We start from the raw sequence: 15,184 nt of genomic DNA on the forward strand, positions 1-15,184 counted from the left end.
TCTCAACTTTATGAGGTATTAGCAGTCGTTTCCAACTGTTGTCCCTCGCCACTCGGCAGATCCCCATACCTTACTCACCCGTCCGCCACTCGTCATCAAGTGCAAGCACTCATGTTACCGTTCGACTTGCATGTGTTAAGCCTGCCGCCAGCGTTCAATCTGAGCCATGATCAAACTCTTCAATTTAAAGTTTGATGCTCAATAACTGTCTCTGACATATTCAAATGAATCTTCAGTGTCACTTATCAAGACTTTATCTTTTAAGTCCGTAGACTTTATTCTTTCGTCTCGCAAGTGCCCACACAGATTGTCTGTTTCTTAATTTTTAAAGAGCTGACAGTGTCATTTATGCTTTCGCTTTTACTGTCTCAAGGGCTGCGTATACTACGCTACACCTTCATATTCGTCAAGATCTTTTTTCAAAATTTTTGATCCTGTTCACTAAACTTACGCTGCCTTGTTTTCGTTGACTGCGTGTCAGTGGATGCGCATTATAGGGACTTCTTTTTTTTTGGCAAGTAAATATCTCGATTTTTTTTTCGTTTGCCTTTTATTTATTCAATTTAAATTGTTTAATCTCTTGGTTATAAGAAGATTTATAGATAATTAATTCAATATATACAATTAATTATATAATTACGTTATTTAATTTGCTTGTTTTATTGAATTGAGCTCAATATATCCGTATTATCATCGATACTTTTACTATATTAGTTGTGGCATTTGGAGTAATTCAATGAAAAACTATGTAATCTTATTGAGTCTATTTTGTACTTTTAATAGTTATGCAGATGAAATGGTATTTAGTTGTCCTGAAGTTGTCTATATTGATTCAGTTGTTCTTGAACATAATCAACCTTTACCATTTAACATAGAATTGGATACCTCAACTAAACCTAAATTTCACCTGATTAATATCAATCTATATAATAATAACATGCCGATAAAACCACAAAAAAATGACGGTAAAAACTATTTTTGGTCTGATTTAAATGGTTATCATCAGGGATTAAATGAATGGATCTATTTTGCCTGTCAATATGAAAACGGTATCAAACTAAGTAAAAAAGTACTTTATGTTTCTGAATGTAAAGCACATACGACGCTAGCAAATAATAAAAAATATTTAAAAAGCGCCGAATTTAATTGTGATTAAGTTGATTTTAGCGACTACCACCAATTAGGTATTTTGCTTTATCTCGACAAATAAATTTTATTATATTGGCAATAACTATGCTTATTGCTAAAGTAGATATTAAGAAACTTATTGCACCTAAAGATGCTAATTGACCGTTATTAGTGCCGATTATAAAAGCAATTGGTGATTCTAGTACCCATTTTTCAATAAATAATACAACAATTTCATGAATAAAATAGATTGGGAAACTAATATTTGCCATATAAGAGAAAAAGTTGAAAATTTTTCCATCATTAGTTTTATGATTCAGTCCATCTAAAAAATAGAGGGCTAATATAAATAAAATAATTTTTTGTAAAGTTTCTATATAAAGTTTTTCAACGGGTAGATGACTAACATATCGATAAGTGAACGGTACAAATAAGCATAAGCAATAAAAGCAGATAAACAAAAATAAATTATCTTTTACTGCCTTCATAATGATTTCATAGTTCTGTCTTATCATCATTCCAATTAGATAAACTGGTCCATAATGCAATAAATTTAATAAAGGTTTGGTATAATCGGGTTTAGTAAACATTACTATCCAAAACATAGCTATAAGGCCGGCAATAATTAAACTCTTTTTAGACCAGTAATTAAGTAGTGGACCCATTAGATAAACCATAATTATCATCGGCATAAACCATAATGGTAACAATTGGGTACCGGTAAGCATCATCTTAGTAATTGCAGTGACAATGCTAGGCTCAGTTAATGAAAACCACGGTAAATCTGATAGATATTCATTATGAAAAAAAATAAAACAGAAGATAGATACTGAGATATAAGGGCATACAACTGTCTTAAATTTAGATAGGTAATAAGTTTTAGTATTGAATTTATAGGTTAAATGCTGAAATAAAAAACCAGCAATTAATACAAAAAAAGTAGTGAAATTGAATGCAAATAAATTTAAAAAAGAGAATAGATAACTCGTAGGTATTAAGCTACTGTTTTTAAAAACCCCTAAGCAATGACTAAAAACAATCATTATAATTGCTACACCACGTAATACATGGATAGATTGAATTTTTTGCGCTTTTTGTGTTGCCATTTTTGATCTTGAAAATCAATAAATTTAAATTGGCATACATTATCATAAATTCAAGTATTTATAACTAGCATTTACAAAATAATATCTATAATAGTAAGGTTAATAAAATATTGGGAATTTGAAGATAATAAATGATTTATTGGACTAATTTTTTAACGGCAAATGAACATAGTGGAATGATTTCACGGTTCTCTTGTTGTAATGTTTCGACAACTAACTCTAATAACCTTTCAGCAATTCCCTGACCACGATAAGCAGGATCAATATAAGTATGATCGATTGTTGCTTTATTCTTTCCTATCCGAGTAAATGTCATTTCTGCTATTTCATGATCATTATCTTGAACATAAAATCGACGATCATCTTCTTGATATTGTAATGACATAAAATTCTCCTCACAATTTAAGGTTGCGACTGATTTTTTATTGCTTAGTGAAACTATAACCAACTTTTTTAGATTGTTGTAATAAAATAGCTATGTTGAAGTTATAAAAATAAACAAGTTATCACCTAATAAATAATCCCTATAGTATAAACAATAATGATTCATACCTTTTAAATATACAATTACTTATATATTTTTTTCTAATTATTAAATCGAAATGGATTTTACCCTTTTTCTCTGTTGAATAATAGAAATGTGAGTAGATAAATAGTATAAAACTATAATAATTTATCAGTTAATGCGTCTATTATTTATAAGCGCTGATCTTTAAATTATTTTTATCGGCAACTTGATTATGGCAGGTTTAATAATATTAGATTTTAAAACAATTGAATTAGTTTTTCGGATAGATAACAGAAACAAAGACTATTAATAACTTCAATACGAATTATTTATAATGATTCAGTTTAAATTGATTAGATGAACATTTGATAAAGCGAAAGATAAGATTCAACGCCATCAACTGTTCACCTATATAACAGATTTATTTTAAATAATATTAATTTATCTATTTGTGAGAAAGTTAATATCTAAAATAAACGTTTAGCAGTATTGAAAAGATCAACATCAAAAGGACGTTTCATATTGTTGATTGCTTCTACAATATCGTGATGAACTAATTTACCATTTTGCACACCAACACTTCTTCCTGCATGACCTTGCAGCAATAATTCAACCGCATAAGCACCCATTCTTGAACCTAATATACGATCGTAAGGAACAGGCGATCCACCACGCTGAACATGTCCTAATACCGTCGCACGTGTTTCATGATGTACTGCATCTTCAATATCTTTTGCAAGTTGATTGACATCACACATGTGTTCTGTAACGGTAACAATGGCATGTCTTTTACCTTTTGCAAAACCAAGTTTGATCTCTTCGATCAAATCTTCTTTAGTATAAGCAACTTCTGGAATGATCATGAATTCACATCCACCTGCTACTGCGGCATTTAATGTTAAGTCACCACAATCACGACCCATAATTTCAATAACTGAAATTCGATGGTGTGAAGAACAAGTATCACGTAACCTATCAATTGCTTCAACTGCTGTACTTAGTGCAGTAAAATATCCAATAGTATAATCAGTTCCACGAATATCGTTATCTATTGTGCCTGGTAAGCCAATACAAGGGAAACCTTCTTCCGTTAATCGCATTGCCCCCATATAAGAACCATCACCACCAATGACAACTAATGCATCAATTTCATGTTGCTTTAGATTTACAATCGCTTTTTCTCTAACAGCTTTATCTTTAAATTCAGGAAATCGTGCTGAACCTAAAAAAGTACCACCTCGTGTAATAATATCTGACACACTAGAACGATCTAGTGGAGAAATTTTATTTTCACAAAGTCCTAAATAACCATCATAAATGCCAAAAACCTGTAACCCTTCCGTTAATGCTGTACGAACAACACCTCGAATAGCTGCATTCATTCCCGGAGCATCACCACCACTTGTCAATATACCTATTTTTTTTATCATATAAAATAACTCCAAATTATTAACTTTTGGTTATTATAAAGTCTTAAAAGATAACTCACAATAGATGATAAAAGCTATTTTGGTTGATTTTTTTCGTATAACATTTCAACAGGCACAACAGAAATTGGGTCTTGATGAATAATAACTGTTGCTGGTGAAAACTCTTTTGAGATAAGTTTTTCAATAGAATCTGTAATAGCATGCGCTTTGATTAATGGCATGGCATCATCAAGCTCGATATGTAATTGGATAAATTTTACCGGGCCGGCTTGTCTGGTTCTTAAATCATGAAAACCATGCACATCAGGAAACGAAGCAACAATATCAGCAATTTTCGCATTATCACTATCGGGTAGAGCTTTATCAAGTAGATCTTCTATAGCGTTATAAGCAATTTTATAAGCATTATAAAAAATAAATAATGCAATGATGAAAGCAAAAGTCGCATCAGCATAAGTAATACCATACCAACTTAAACATAGCGCAAGTATAACTGCAATATTCATAAACATATCTGAAGAATAATGCAACATATCTGCTCTAATGGCCTTGCTGTCGGTTTTAGTTATTACATGTTTTTGATATAAAACTAGCACACCTGTAATCACAGTTGAAATAGTTGATATAACGATCCCTAATAATGGTAATTGTATATCACTTGGATGAATTATGGATTTAATACTGGACAATAATAAAATGGTAGCAGAGCCGATAATAAAGGTGCTTTGAGCTAAAGCCGCCAGCGATTCTGCTTTACCATGACCAAAAGTATGATCATCATCGGCTGGTTTTAAAGCATAGCGTACTAAGAAGAAATTAAGACCCGAAGCTAACAAATCAATACTTGAATCTAACAATGAAGCAAATAGACTCATCGATCCTGTTAGCCAACAGGTTATTAATTTAATTATAATCAGAAAAATAGAAACTAAAACAGCACTTAATGTCGCTCTTTTAACTAATTTTTCGTACAAATGTGTATTTGACATTTTGTACCTATTGATAGCATTCAATACCTGTTGGTAGGACTAATTGTTGAGCAACTTTAGCTGCGGTTTCTTTACCTAATAAAACATCTATAATTTTTAAGGCAAAATCAATCGATGTTCCAGGACCTTGGCTAGTAATAATCTTATTTTTTTCGTCAAAATAAACTCTATCAGCTTTCCAGAGCTTAATGGCATTTTTCGTTTGCGGATAACCAGTCATATAAGCCTGAGGAAATAAATTATGATATTGCAGAACCATTGCCGGTGCAGCACAAATTGCAGCAACAATATTACCTTGTTGGTGAGTTTGTTTTAATTTATCTATTAATGCTAAGCACGCTCGAAAATTTTCGGCTCCCTTCACTCCGCCGGGTAAAATAACTACATCATAGTCAATATCTTTAATTTGTGAAAAAGTTTTTTGAGCTAGAATCGTCACACCTCGCGAACATTCAACCTCACGGCTATCTGAAATACTCGCATATGTGACTTTAATTCCTGCACGCGTTAATAGATCTATTGTCGTAACAGCTTCGGTCTCTTCACAACCATTTGATAAAAATACCAATGCTTGTTTTGTCATGTTTGCACTCCTTTTAGCCAATAAACAGATTACCCAAGATTTTTAATATTTAGGATGAAATTATTTCGTTCTTTCAATATTAGCGCCAAGCTTTCTTAATTTTTCTTCGATGTTGTCATAACCTCGATCAATATGATAAATACGATCAACCATGGTTGAACCTTCAGCTATACAACCAGCTAAAACTAAACTTGCTGATGCACGTAAATCAGTTGCCATTACTTGTGTGCCACTTAGTTTTTCAACACCATGAGTAATTAAGGTATTACCTTCAATTTCTGCTCTAGCCCCCATACGAATAAGCTCGGGTACATGCATAAATCGGTTTTCAAAAATGGTTTCTTTAATGATCCCTGTGCCTTCCGCAACCATATTCAAGAGTGAAAATTGAGCTTGCATATCGGTTGGAAATCCCGGATGAGGGGCAGTGTGAATATTAACCGCTTTTGCTCTTTTACCTTTCATATCAAGGCTGATCCAATCTTCTCCGCTTTCGATAGTCGCCCCGGCTTCTTTTAATTTTGATATCACTGCATCAAGTAAACTAGGATCAGTGTTACGACAAGTAATTTTACCTCTTGATATTGCTGCACCCACTAAGAATGTACCAGTTTCAATACGGTCGGCAACGATTTTATGTACCCCACCAGTTAATCTTTTGACACCTTCAATCTCGATGCGTACGGTTCCAGCCCCACTAATTTTTGCACCTAACATATTCAAAAATTTAGCCGTATCAACAATTTCAGGTTCACATGCTGCATTTTCAATAATGGTTTTACCTTCTGCTAGCGTCGCAGCAGACATAATAGTTACGGTCGCACCCACACTTACTTTGTCCATTACAATATGAGCGCCTTTTAATCGCCCTTTTACGGAGGCTTTAACATAACCTTCATCAAGAGTGATCGTTGCACCTAATTGTTGTAAACCTGAAATGTGCAGATCAACCGGTCTTGCACCAATAGCACAACCTCCAGGTAATGAAACTTGACCTTGACCAAAACGTGCAACTAATGGCCCTAATGCCCAAATAGAAGCACGCATGGTTTTAACTAGTTCATAAGGCGCGCAATAATTATCCAGATGACCGGCATCAAGATGTATAGATCCATTACGTTGGTACTTTACACCTAATTGGCTCAGTAATTCTAAAGTAGTGTCAATATCTCTTAACTTGGGAACATTTTGTATTTCTACAGGCTTCTCTGCCAAAATCGCAGCAAATAAAATTGGTAACGCTGCATTTTTCGCGCCTGAAATTTCAACTTCACCATTTAACGAAGTTGGGCCGGTAACGTGAAATTTTTCCATTATAAACTCTTATACATGATAAATTGGTCGCTATTATAAAAGTTATTTCCATAGAGATAAATCAATTTAATGAAAATAGATAAAAAGCTTAACTTTTCTTAAATGTTATCAAACTTAATCTATCTGTTACTTTTGCTATTATTAACCCTCTAATAAAGTTAGGACTAAACATTTCATCCTATTTTATTTTGTTAGCGTTTAACTATTACTTATAATCAATGATTGACTCAAGCAAGTTAGCATTTTATAGTGAATTAAAATTAGACATTTTTAGCTAATTAATTACTTTATAGCAGAAGTTAATAGCAAAATACTAGCCATGCTAATAAGTAAATATGATTTCAGCAAAATAAAAGAGAAATAATATGTTTGATTCACTCGCTAAAGCCGGAAAATATCTTGGTCAAGCCGCTAAATTAATGGTTGGCATTCCTGATTATGATAATTATGTTCAACATATGAAACTGACTCATCCAGAACAAACCCCTATGACTTATGAAGAATTTTTCAAAGAACGCCAAGATTCACGCTATGGTGGTAAAGGTGGATTTAAGTGTTGTTAGACAATAAGGCAATATGAGATGACTGAACAATTTTCACCATCATTACTACCCGTAACTTTATTAACAGGTTTTCTTGGTTCAGGTAAAACAACACTAATCAATTACTTGCTTGAAAATAATCGTGATGAAAAAGTAATTATCATTGAAAATGAATTCGGGCCAGTAAATGTTGATAGTAATTTACTTAATGTCACTACTGATATTCAAATTGTTGAAATGACCAACGGTTGTATTTGTTGTACAGTACAAGGAGAGCTAACTGATGCGTTGCATAAATTACATGAACAAAAGATAACCGGAAAATTGCAATTTGATCGCCTGATTATTGAAACAACCGGACTTGCCGATCCTGCTCCTATCATTCAAACTTTTTTTATTGATGACTTGATTCGTGAAACGGTACAACTTGATGCAATTATTACCTTAGTTGATGCTCAGCATATTCTGCAACATCTTGATGAACATCGTGTAGCTCTCTCTCAGATTGGATTTGCAGATCGTATCATTTTAACTAAAACTGATAGCATTGATGAACCACAAAAAACTAAAGTCCTTAATCGTATCCATAATATAAATAATAAAGCGATTATTTTTGAAGCGATTAATGGACAAATTCCCAAATCACAATGGATAGATATTCATGCCTTTGATTTAAGCGATGAATTGACAATTAATAAAGGATTTTTTGTCATAAACCCGAATAAAAAACTATCTGCCGACTTTAAACCATTACCATTACAGAAACAAACCATATCTTGGAATGATAATATCTGCTCTTATCTATTTGAAGCAGGTGATCTGGATATCAAAAAAATAGGTACCTTTATGGAAACCTTAGTAGAACAGTATGGTAATGACATGTTACGCTACAAAGGTGTACTTGCTATCAAAGATAACCCACAACGTTTAATTGTTCAAGGAGTACACAAAGTCGTTGGTTTTGACTATGGTTCGCCGTGGTCAGCCTCATCAGAAAGAGTTTCGCGATTAGTCATAATTAGCCGAACATTACCATTTGATGAATTAAACCAAGCATTTTTACAAACAATTGCAGATTAATAAGCTAGTTTTATTTAGCCAGAAAAATAGTGTTTTTTGGCTGTTTTTATACTAAAACGTATAGTTAACCTGAAACTTTTTAACACCTAACTTTAATACTCACATTCATATATCTGATAGCCACACAAGGCATAATTTGATAACATACAGCTATTCTAAAGTTATCATACAAATGACAAAATAAAAATGGATTACGATATTGCAATCATTGGTCTTGGTCCTGCTGGCAGCTCTTTAGCTCGCCTGCTTAGCTCATCTTTCAAAGTTATTGCATTAGATAAAAAACATCAATCAGGTGATGAAGGATTTCATAAACCTTGTGGCGGATTACTATCAACAGACGCACAAAAAGCGTTTATCCGACAAGGGCTAAATTTACCTGCTGATATTTTGACTGATCCACAAATTTTTAGCGTCAGAACCTACGATCTACAAACTAACCTTGTGTGTAACTATCAACGTAGTTATGTGAGTTTTGATCGCCACAAATTCGATCTTTGGTTAAAATCACTCATTCCATCAACGGTAACTGTCTATCACAATACACTATGTAAAGAGATACTACGTATCATTGACGGCTACCAGATTACTTATGAGAATGAAGATAAAATTGAATATAAAATCACAGCTAAATATGTAGTCGGCGCAGACGGAGCCAATTCTGTTGTAAGACGCATGCGCTATCCTAATCATACCATTAGGCAATATGTCGCAATTCAACAATGGTTTACCGAGAAGCACACAACGCCATTTTATTCTTGTATCTTCGATAATAGATCAACTAATTGTTATGCTTGGAGTATATCAAAAGACGGATACTTTATTTTTGGTGGTGCTTTTCCTAAAAAAGCAGCCAATCAACATTTTGAATCACTTAAAGAAAAATTAAAGTCACACGGATTTAACTTTGGCGATCCACTTAAAACTGAAAAATGTCTGGTGGTTTATCCAAATCGATTGGGTGATTTTTACACGGGCAATGAAAATATATTCTTAATTGGTGAAGCTGCTGGATTTATTAGTGCAAGTTCATTAGAAGGCATTAGCTATGCACTTAATAGTGCAGAAATTTTAAGTAAGATCTTAAACAGTGGTCATCCTAAACCTAATAAAAGTTATTATCAACGAACAATTCCATTACGTTTAAAACTATATAGCAAAATTGCTAAAGCCAAGATTTTAACTACACCATTTTGGCGCAAATTGATTATGAAAAGTAAAATCCAACATATCAAAACGAATTGAAAAGCCGAAGGTTGATGTCAAAAATAGACTAGATCCAAGGTTAGAATACTCAAGGAAATATCTATTATGTTTGATGTAAATGATTTAATTCGCTTTAATCACGAATGGTCTGAAAAGATAAAACAAGAAGATCCTGAGTTTTTTAAACAACTAGCCGTTGTACAAAACCCTAAATTTTTATGGATAGGCTGTTCTGATAGTCGTGTTCCAGCAGAAAAACTAATCAAATTAAAACCTGGTGAAATGTTTGTCCATCGCAATGTAGGAAATCAGGTTATTCATACTGATTTAAATTGTTTATCAGTAGTTCAATATGCTGTTGATGTACTAAAAATTGAAGAAATTATTGTTTGTGGTCATTTAGATTGTGGTGGAATACGTGCCGCAGTTGAAAATCCTGATTTAGGTTTGATCAATAATTGGCTTCTACATATTCGTGATCTATGGTTTCGTTATAGTTCATTACTTGGCGAATTCCCTTCTCATTTACGTATGGATATTTTATGTGAATTAAATGTTATTGAACAAGTCTATAATTTAGGTCATTCAACCATTGTACAATCAGCATGGAAACGTGGTCAAAAAGTAAATTTACATGGCTGGGTTTATGGTATAGATAATGGTAAGATCACCGATTTACATATCACCTCATCAAGTAGTGAAAATCTAGAAATTACTTACCGTGAAGCAATTTCTTATCTACTCAATCAACATTAACAAGCATCAGTAAGTAGATAGAATAAATTACTTAAAACGATAAATAACCTGATTGCTACTTCCTCGCCATATTAGCTTGGGATCTGCAAGTTCTTGCACGAACTTACCATCAATAAGTACATCGACATAAGATACTACGGCTTGTTGCTGTGGTGTGAGTTCATCTAGTTTATAACCAGTCCAAAGCCAAATATCCTTATTAGGACATTCATTTTTAACACGCTGAACCAATTTTAATATAGTTGGTACATTTTGTGGATGCAACGGATCGCCGCCAGAGAGTGATAATCCCTGACGTTTTATCTCGGTATCTTGCAAATCTTTGATAATTTGATCTTCAAGTGCTTGTGTAAAAGGCGAACCAGAATCTAATCCCCATGTACTTTTATTATAGCAACCACGACATTGATGAACGCATCCAGCGACAAAAAGTACACAGCGAGTCCCTTCGCCATTAACAACATCCACTGGATAATAGCGATGATAATTCATAAATTATTAATTAATTATTAACCTATTTGACCGTTATTTAAATGCTTAACTCGACGTTTAACTTCTTCTTGTTTCCCTGCATTAAATGGTCGAGCATCAGGACTACCCAAATAACCACACACACGGCGAGTTACTGAGACTTTTGATGAATCATGATTACCACAGCTTGGGCAAACAAAACCTTTGCTAGTACATGAAAACTCACCAGTATAACCACACTCATAACACTCATCAATCGGGGTATTAGTGCCATAGTAAGGAACACGAGTATAACTATAATCCCAAACATCTTCTAATGCTTTAACATTATTGATCATATTAGGGTATTCGCCATAACAGATAAAGCCACCACTTGCCACCGCTGGATAAGGTTTTTCAAACTCAATTTTTTCGTATGGATTAACCTTTTTCTCAACATCCAAGTGGAAACTATTAGTGTAGTACCCTTTATCTGTCACTCCCGGAATAACACCAAATTCAGCCGTATCTAAACGACAGAAACGATCACACAAGTTTTCGCTCGGTGTACTATATAAACTAAACCCATAACCAGTTTCATCTTTCCATTGTTCAACAGCTTTACGTAAGTGTTCAACAATAGCAACTCCTTTTTCACGTAAAGTTTCGCTATCAAATGGATGCGTTTTATTACCGTAAAGTGCATTTAAGGTTTCGTGAATACCAATATAACCAAGTGAAATTGAAGCTCGCCCATTTTTAAAAATTTCAGAAACACTATCATCTTCTTTTAAACGAACACCACAAGCCCCTTCCATATATAAAATAGGTGCGACTCGAGCTTTTACGCCATCTAAACGCGCAATTCGTGTCATTAACGCTTTCTTACATAAGGCTAAACGTTTATCTAATAACTCCCAAAAACGTGCTTCATCACCTTTTGCTTCAATGGCAATACGTGGTAAGTTTAAGCTAATCACCCCTAAGTTATTACGACCATCGTGGATTTGCTGACCGTCTTCTTCGTACACACCTAAAAAGCTTCGGCAACCCATTGGGGTTTTAAATGATCCAGTTACTTCCACAACTTTGTCATAATTTAAAATATCTGGATACATACGTTTACTTGCACACTCTAAAGCAAGTTGTTTAATATCATAATTAACATCGCCAGGTTTATGATTAATACCGTCTTTGATAGCAAAAACTAATTTAGGGAAAACTGCGGTCTTATGATTTTTACCAAGACCTTTAAGGCGAATTTTTAAAATTGATTCTTGAATCAAACGTGATTCCCAACTAGTACCCAACCCAAAACCAAAAGTAACAAATGGTGTTTGACCATTAGCGGTATGCAAGGTATTGACTTCATATTCAAGAGATTGAAATGCATCATAACACTCTTTTTGCGTACGGCTTTCTGCATAAGCTTCTGGATTTGGGATTTGCCACTCCTCTGCAACTTTTTTATGTTTCTGATAACTAATAGTGACAAATTTAGCCAAAATTTCATCAATACGATTTATGGTAGTACCACCATAAATATGACTAGCAACTTGAGCAATAATTTGAGCTGTCACAGCAGTTGCAGTAGCGATTGATTTTGGTGGCTCAATTTCAGCATTACCCATTTTAAAACCATTAGTTAACATACCGTCTAAATCAATCAACATACAGTTAAACATTGGGAAAAATGGCGCATAGTCTAGGTCATGATAGTGAATTTCACCACAATCATGAGCGCGAGAAATATCTTTTGGTAATAAATATTGTTTAGCGTAATGTTTAGCAACGATACCTGCAAGTAAATCACGTTGTGTTGGGATCACTTTACTGTCTTTGTTAGCATTTTCATTAAGGATAGCCACATTACTCTGTTCGATTAACCCTCGAATATCCTGATTTAATCGACTACGTTGTTCGCGAGCTCGATCACGATCGTGTCGATATTCAATATATTTTCTCGCTAATTTCTTATAAGGTCCTGACATGAGTTGATTTTCAACAGCATTTTGAATTTCATTAATATCGACACTTTCACGCTCAGTCATCTGGTTGGTAACAACACGAGCAACAGCAGCACAATAATCAGGATCATTAACATTAGCGGCTACAGCAGCTTTAACTATAGCATCTTTGATTCGAGTTTCATTGAATGCGGTCTGACAACCATCACGTTTAATTACTACAGGCATAACCACTCCTTAATATTCATTCTTTATTACCTATCAATAGAGGTTTTACAGCAACACTAATATTCCCGTTATAATTTCGAATTACTCATTTTTATCAGAATATTACACTTTTGTGATATAGACAGGGATTTCACATTACTTTACAAACACTATATATAGTGAATTTGCGACAATTATACACTGTATATTGTGTTTTTCTATATTTTTTAATAAATAAATTTCTTGACACCGCTTAGCCCAATAAACACAAGTATTTGGCTTAAAACAGAGAAAATGGTCTTAGTGTGATAAATCAAAAAAAGAAGATAGAGTGCAAGACCAACTTGCACTCTTGATAATTTTCTGAGGTAAAAACGTTTACAAAATTAGGATTTGATACTCAACCAATCAGTGTGGAAAACACCCTCTTTATCAATACGTTCATAAGTATGAGCGCCAAAATAGTCACGCTGTGCTTGAATCAAGTTCGCCGGTAACACTGCTGAACGATAACTATCATAATAAGCAATAGCTGCTGATAATGTTGGAACAGCAATACCATGTTGAACGGCTAAAGAGACTACATCACGTAAGGATTGTTGATAAGCTTGAACGGTCTGACTAAAATAAGGATCTAACAGCAAATTATCTATATTATTATTTTGAGTATAAGCATCAGTAATTTTCTGTAAAAATTGTGCGCGAATAATACAACCAGCTCTAAATATTTTAGCAATTTCACCATAGTTTAGATGCCAACTATATTTTTCTGATGCCGCTTTTAATTGAGCAAAACCTTGTGCATAAGAGATGATCTTACCCATATAAAGTGCTTTACGTATTTTTTCAATCAATTGTTGTTTGTCACCAACATCAACTAATTGTTTTGGTCCTTTTAATACTTTAGAAGCAACAACCCGCTGATCTTTAATGGCAGAAATATAACGAGCAAAGACAGATTCTGTAATTAACGACAAAGGCTCACCCAGATCTAAAGCACTTTGACTCGTCCACTTACCTGTGCCTTTATTCCCTGCAGCATCGAGAATCATATCGACCAAATAATTACCAGTTTCATCTTTATGTTTAAAAATATTTGCTGTTATTTCAATTAGATAACTATCTAACTCACCTTTATTCCAATCAGTAAACACATCAGCAAGTTCATCATTATTTAAACCTGCAACATGTTTTAATACTGAGTAACTCTCAGCAATCAGTTGCATATCACCATATTCAATGCCGTTATGTGCCATTTTTACATAATGACCAGCACCATTAGGACCGATATAAGCGACACAAGGCTCGCCATTTACTGATGCAGCAATTTTTTCTAAGATAGGGGCGACTAGCTCATAAGCCTCTTTTTGCCCACCAGGCATAATTGAAGGACCTTTTAATGCACCTTCCTCACCACCAGATACACCGGTACCAATAAAGTTAAATCCTTCATCAGAAAGCATTTTATTACGACGGATAGTATCTTCAAAATAAGCATTACCACCATCAATAATAATATCACCTTTATCTAGTAATGGACGTAACTCATCAATCACAGCATCTGTCCCTTTCCCCGCTTTTACCATAATTAAAATACGGCGCGGTTTTTCTAATGAATTAACAAAATCTTCAATTGTAAAATAAGGAACCAACTTCTTATCAGGATGCTCAGCCATCACTTCTTCTGTTTTATCTTTAGAACGATTGTAAATAGACACAGAAAATCCACGACTTTCAATATTGAGCGCTAAATTTCGCCCCATGACTGCCATTCCAATAACACCGATTTGTTGTTTAGACATGATTTGGCTCCTTTATTTAATCTCATATAACCTTAACAACAAGGTTTTAACAACTTCAAAACTAAGATAAGTTTCATAAAATGAAAATACCGCTATATTCTGCCACAAAAAAAGCC

The 15,184-nt window shown here is 33.8% G+C and carries 14 protein-coding genes and 1 rRNA gene; 5 read left to right on the forward strand and 10 right to left on the reverse strand.

The annotated features are described in order from the left end of the window. A 16S ribosomal RNA gene (locus A9G11_RS02600) occupies positions 1-186 on the reverse strand; the annotation flags it as partial. 550 nt (positions 187-736) lie between these two features. On the opposite strand from A9G11_RS02600, the gene A9G11_RS02605 reads away from it, so the two are divergent. Beyond that, positions 737-1,156 carry a hypothetical protein gene (locus A9G11_RS02605; RefSeq protein WP_065617980.1) on the forward strand — a complete coding sequence of 140 codons (420 nt, stop codon included), beginning with the start codon at positions 737-739 and terminating at the stop codon, positions 1,154-1,156. 7 nt (positions 1,157-1,163) lie between these two features. Here the strand turns inward: A9G11_RS02605 and A9G11_RS02610 are convergent, their stop codons facing one another. The 6 genes from A9G11_RS02610 to murA form a co-directional block, all read right to left on the reverse strand. After that, entirely contained in the window at positions 1,164-2,234 is a 1,071-nt protein-coding gene (locus tag A9G11_RS02610; RefSeq protein WP_065617981.1) for an acyltransferase, read from the reverse strand. A gap of 136 nt (positions 2,235-2,370) precedes the next feature. After that, positions 2,371-2,619 carry a GNAT family N-acetyltransferase gene (locus A9G11_RS02615; protein ID WP_065617982.1) on the reverse strand — a complete coding sequence of 83 codons (249 nt, stop codon included), beginning with the start codon at positions 2,617-2,619 and terminating at the stop codon, positions 2,371-2,373. A gap of 590 nt (positions 2,620-3,209) precedes the next feature. After that, entirely contained in the window at positions 3,210-4,172 is a 963-nt protein-coding gene (pfkA, locus tag A9G11_RS02620) for a 6-phosphofructokinase (protein ID WP_065617983.1), read from the reverse strand. Between the two features lie 74 nt (positions 4,173-4,246). Further along, complete coding sequence (locus tag A9G11_RS02625; protein ID WP_065617984.1) at positions 4,247-5,161, reverse strand: cation diffusion facilitator family transporter; 915 nt, start codon at positions 5,159-5,161, stop codon at positions 4,247-4,249. 7 nt (positions 5,162-5,168) lie between these two features. Next, a complete protein-coding gene (locus A9G11_RS02630) occupies positions 5,169-5,744 on the reverse strand; it encodes a DJ-1 family glyoxalase III (protein WP_065617985.1) in 576 nt (191 codons plus the stop codon). 60 nt (positions 5,745-5,804) lie between these two features. Beyond that, entirely contained in the window at positions 5,805-7,058 is a 1,254-nt protein-coding gene (gene murA / locus A9G11_RS02635; RefSeq protein ID WP_065617986.1) for a UDP-N-acetylglucosamine 1-carboxyvinyltransferase, read from the reverse strand. A gap of 365 nt (positions 7,059-7,423) precedes the next feature. Here murA and A9G11_RS02640 point away from each other — a divergent pair, with 365 nt between their 5' ends. The 4 genes from A9G11_RS02640 (at position 7,424) to can (ending at position 10,642) form a co-directional block, all read left to right on the forward strand. Next, on the forward strand, positions 7,424-7,621 hold the full coding sequence (locus A9G11_RS02640) for a YbdD/YjiX family protein (protein ID WP_065617987.1): 198 nt from the start codon (positions 7,424-7,426) through the stop codon (positions 7,619-7,621). Between the two features lie 18 nt (positions 7,622-7,639). Next, the gene (locus A9G11_RS02645; protein WP_065617988.1) at positions 7,640-8,680 is read left to right on the forward strand and encodes a CobW family GTP-binding protein; all 1,041 of its coding nucleotides are present in this window, start codon (positions 7,640-7,642) and stop codon (positions 8,678-8,680) included. A 186-nt stretch (positions 8,681-8,866) separates the two neighbouring features. After that, the gene (locus A9G11_RS02650) at positions 8,867-9,925 is read left to right on the forward strand and encodes an FAD-binding protein (RefSeq protein WP_065617989.1); all 1,059 of its coding nucleotides are present in this window, start codon (positions 8,867-8,869) and stop codon (positions 9,923-9,925) included. A gap of 66 nt (positions 9,926-9,991) precedes the next feature. After that, positions 9,992-10,642, forward strand: a complete 651-nt coding sequence (gene can, locus A9G11_RS02655) for a carbonate dehydratase (protein WP_065617990.1) — start codon at positions 9,992-9,994, stop codon at positions 10,640-10,642. Between the two features lie 27 nt (positions 10,643-10,669). Here can and nrdG read toward each other — a convergent pair whose 3' ends face one another. From nrdG to gndA, 3 genes are all read right to left on the reverse strand, one after another. Beyond that, positions 10,670-11,134 (reverse strand): anaerobic ribonucleoside-triphosphate reductase-activating protein, encoded by a 465-nt coding sequence (gene nrdG / locus A9G11_RS02660; RefSeq protein WP_065617991.1) that lies wholly within the window; start codon positions 11,132-11,134, stop codon positions 10,670-10,672. A 17-nt stretch (positions 11,135-11,151) separates the two neighbouring features. Then, the gene (gene nrdD / locus A9G11_RS02665; protein ID WP_065617992.1) at positions 11,152-13,287 is read right to left on the reverse strand and encodes an anaerobic ribonucleoside-triphosphate reductase; all 2,136 of its coding nucleotides are present in this window, start codon (positions 13,285-13,287) and stop codon (positions 11,152-11,154) included. A 365-nt stretch (positions 13,288-13,652) separates the two neighbouring features. Next, complete coding sequence (gene gndA / locus A9G11_RS02670; protein ID WP_065617993.1) at positions 13,653-15,068, reverse strand: NADP-dependent phosphogluconate dehydrogenase; 1,416 nt, start codon at positions 15,066-15,068, stop codon at positions 13,653-13,655. Positions 15,069-15,184: the final 116 nt, after the last annotated feature.

Origin of the sequence: Gilliamella sp. wkB108 (genome assembly GCF_001690195.1) — a bacterium.
In the GTDB taxonomy this organism is placed as follows: Bacteria; Pseudomonadota; Gammaproteobacteria; order Enterobacterales; family Orbaceae; genus Gilliamella; species Gilliamella apicola_L.

Coding starts and splice junctions, on each gene's coding strand:
- A9G11_RS02610 (WP_065617981.1), bottom strand. CDS start 2,234: ATGGCAACACAAAAAGCGCAAAAAATTCAATCTATCCATGTATTACGT.
- nrdG (WP_065617991.1), bottom strand. CDS start 11,134: ATGAATTATCATCGCTATTATCCAGTGGATGTTGTTAATGGCGAAGGG.
- A9G11_RS02625 (WP_065617984.1), bottom strand. CDS start 5,161: ATGTCAAATACACATTTGTACGAAAAATTAGTTAAAAGAGCGACATTA.
- murA (WP_065617986.1), bottom strand. CDS start 7,058: ATGGAAAAATTTCACGTTACCGGCCCAACTTCGTTAAATGGTGAAGTT.
- can (WP_065617990.1), top strand. CDS start 9,992: ATGTTTGATGTAAATGATTTAATTCGCTTTAATCACGAATGGTCTGAA.
- A9G11_RS02615 (WP_065617982.1), bottom strand. CDS start 2,619: ATGTCATTACAATATCAAGAAGATGATCGTCGATTTTATGTTCAAGAT.
- A9G11_RS02630 (WP_065617985.1), bottom strand. CDS start 5,744: ATGACAAAACAAGCATTGGTATTTTTATCAAATGGTTGTGAAGAGACC.
- A9G11_RS02640 (WP_065617987.1), top strand. CDS start 7,424: ATGTTTGATTCACTCGCTAAAGCCGGAAAATATCTTGGTCAAGCCGCT.
- gndA (WP_065617993.1), bottom strand. CDS start 15,068: ATGTCTAAACAACAAATCGGTGTTATTGGAATGGCAGTCATGGGGCGA.
- A9G11_RS02605 (WP_065617980.1), top strand. CDS start 737: ATGAAAAACTATGTAATCTTATTGAGTCTATTTTGTACTTTTAATAGT.
- A9G11_RS02645 (WP_065617988.1), top strand. CDS start 7,640: ATGACTGAACAATTTTCACCATCATTACTACCCGTAACTTTATTAACA.
- pfkA (WP_065617983.1), bottom strand. CDS start 4,172: ATGATAAAAAAAATAGGTATATTGACAAGTGGTGGTGATGCTCCGGGA.
- nrdD (WP_065617992.1), bottom strand. CDS start 13,287: ATGCCTGTAGTAATTAAACGTGATGGTTGTCAGACCGCATTCAATGAA.
- A9G11_RS02650 (WP_065617989.1), top strand. CDS start 8,867: ATGGATTACGATATTGCAATCATTGGTCTTGGTCCTGCTGGCAGCTCT.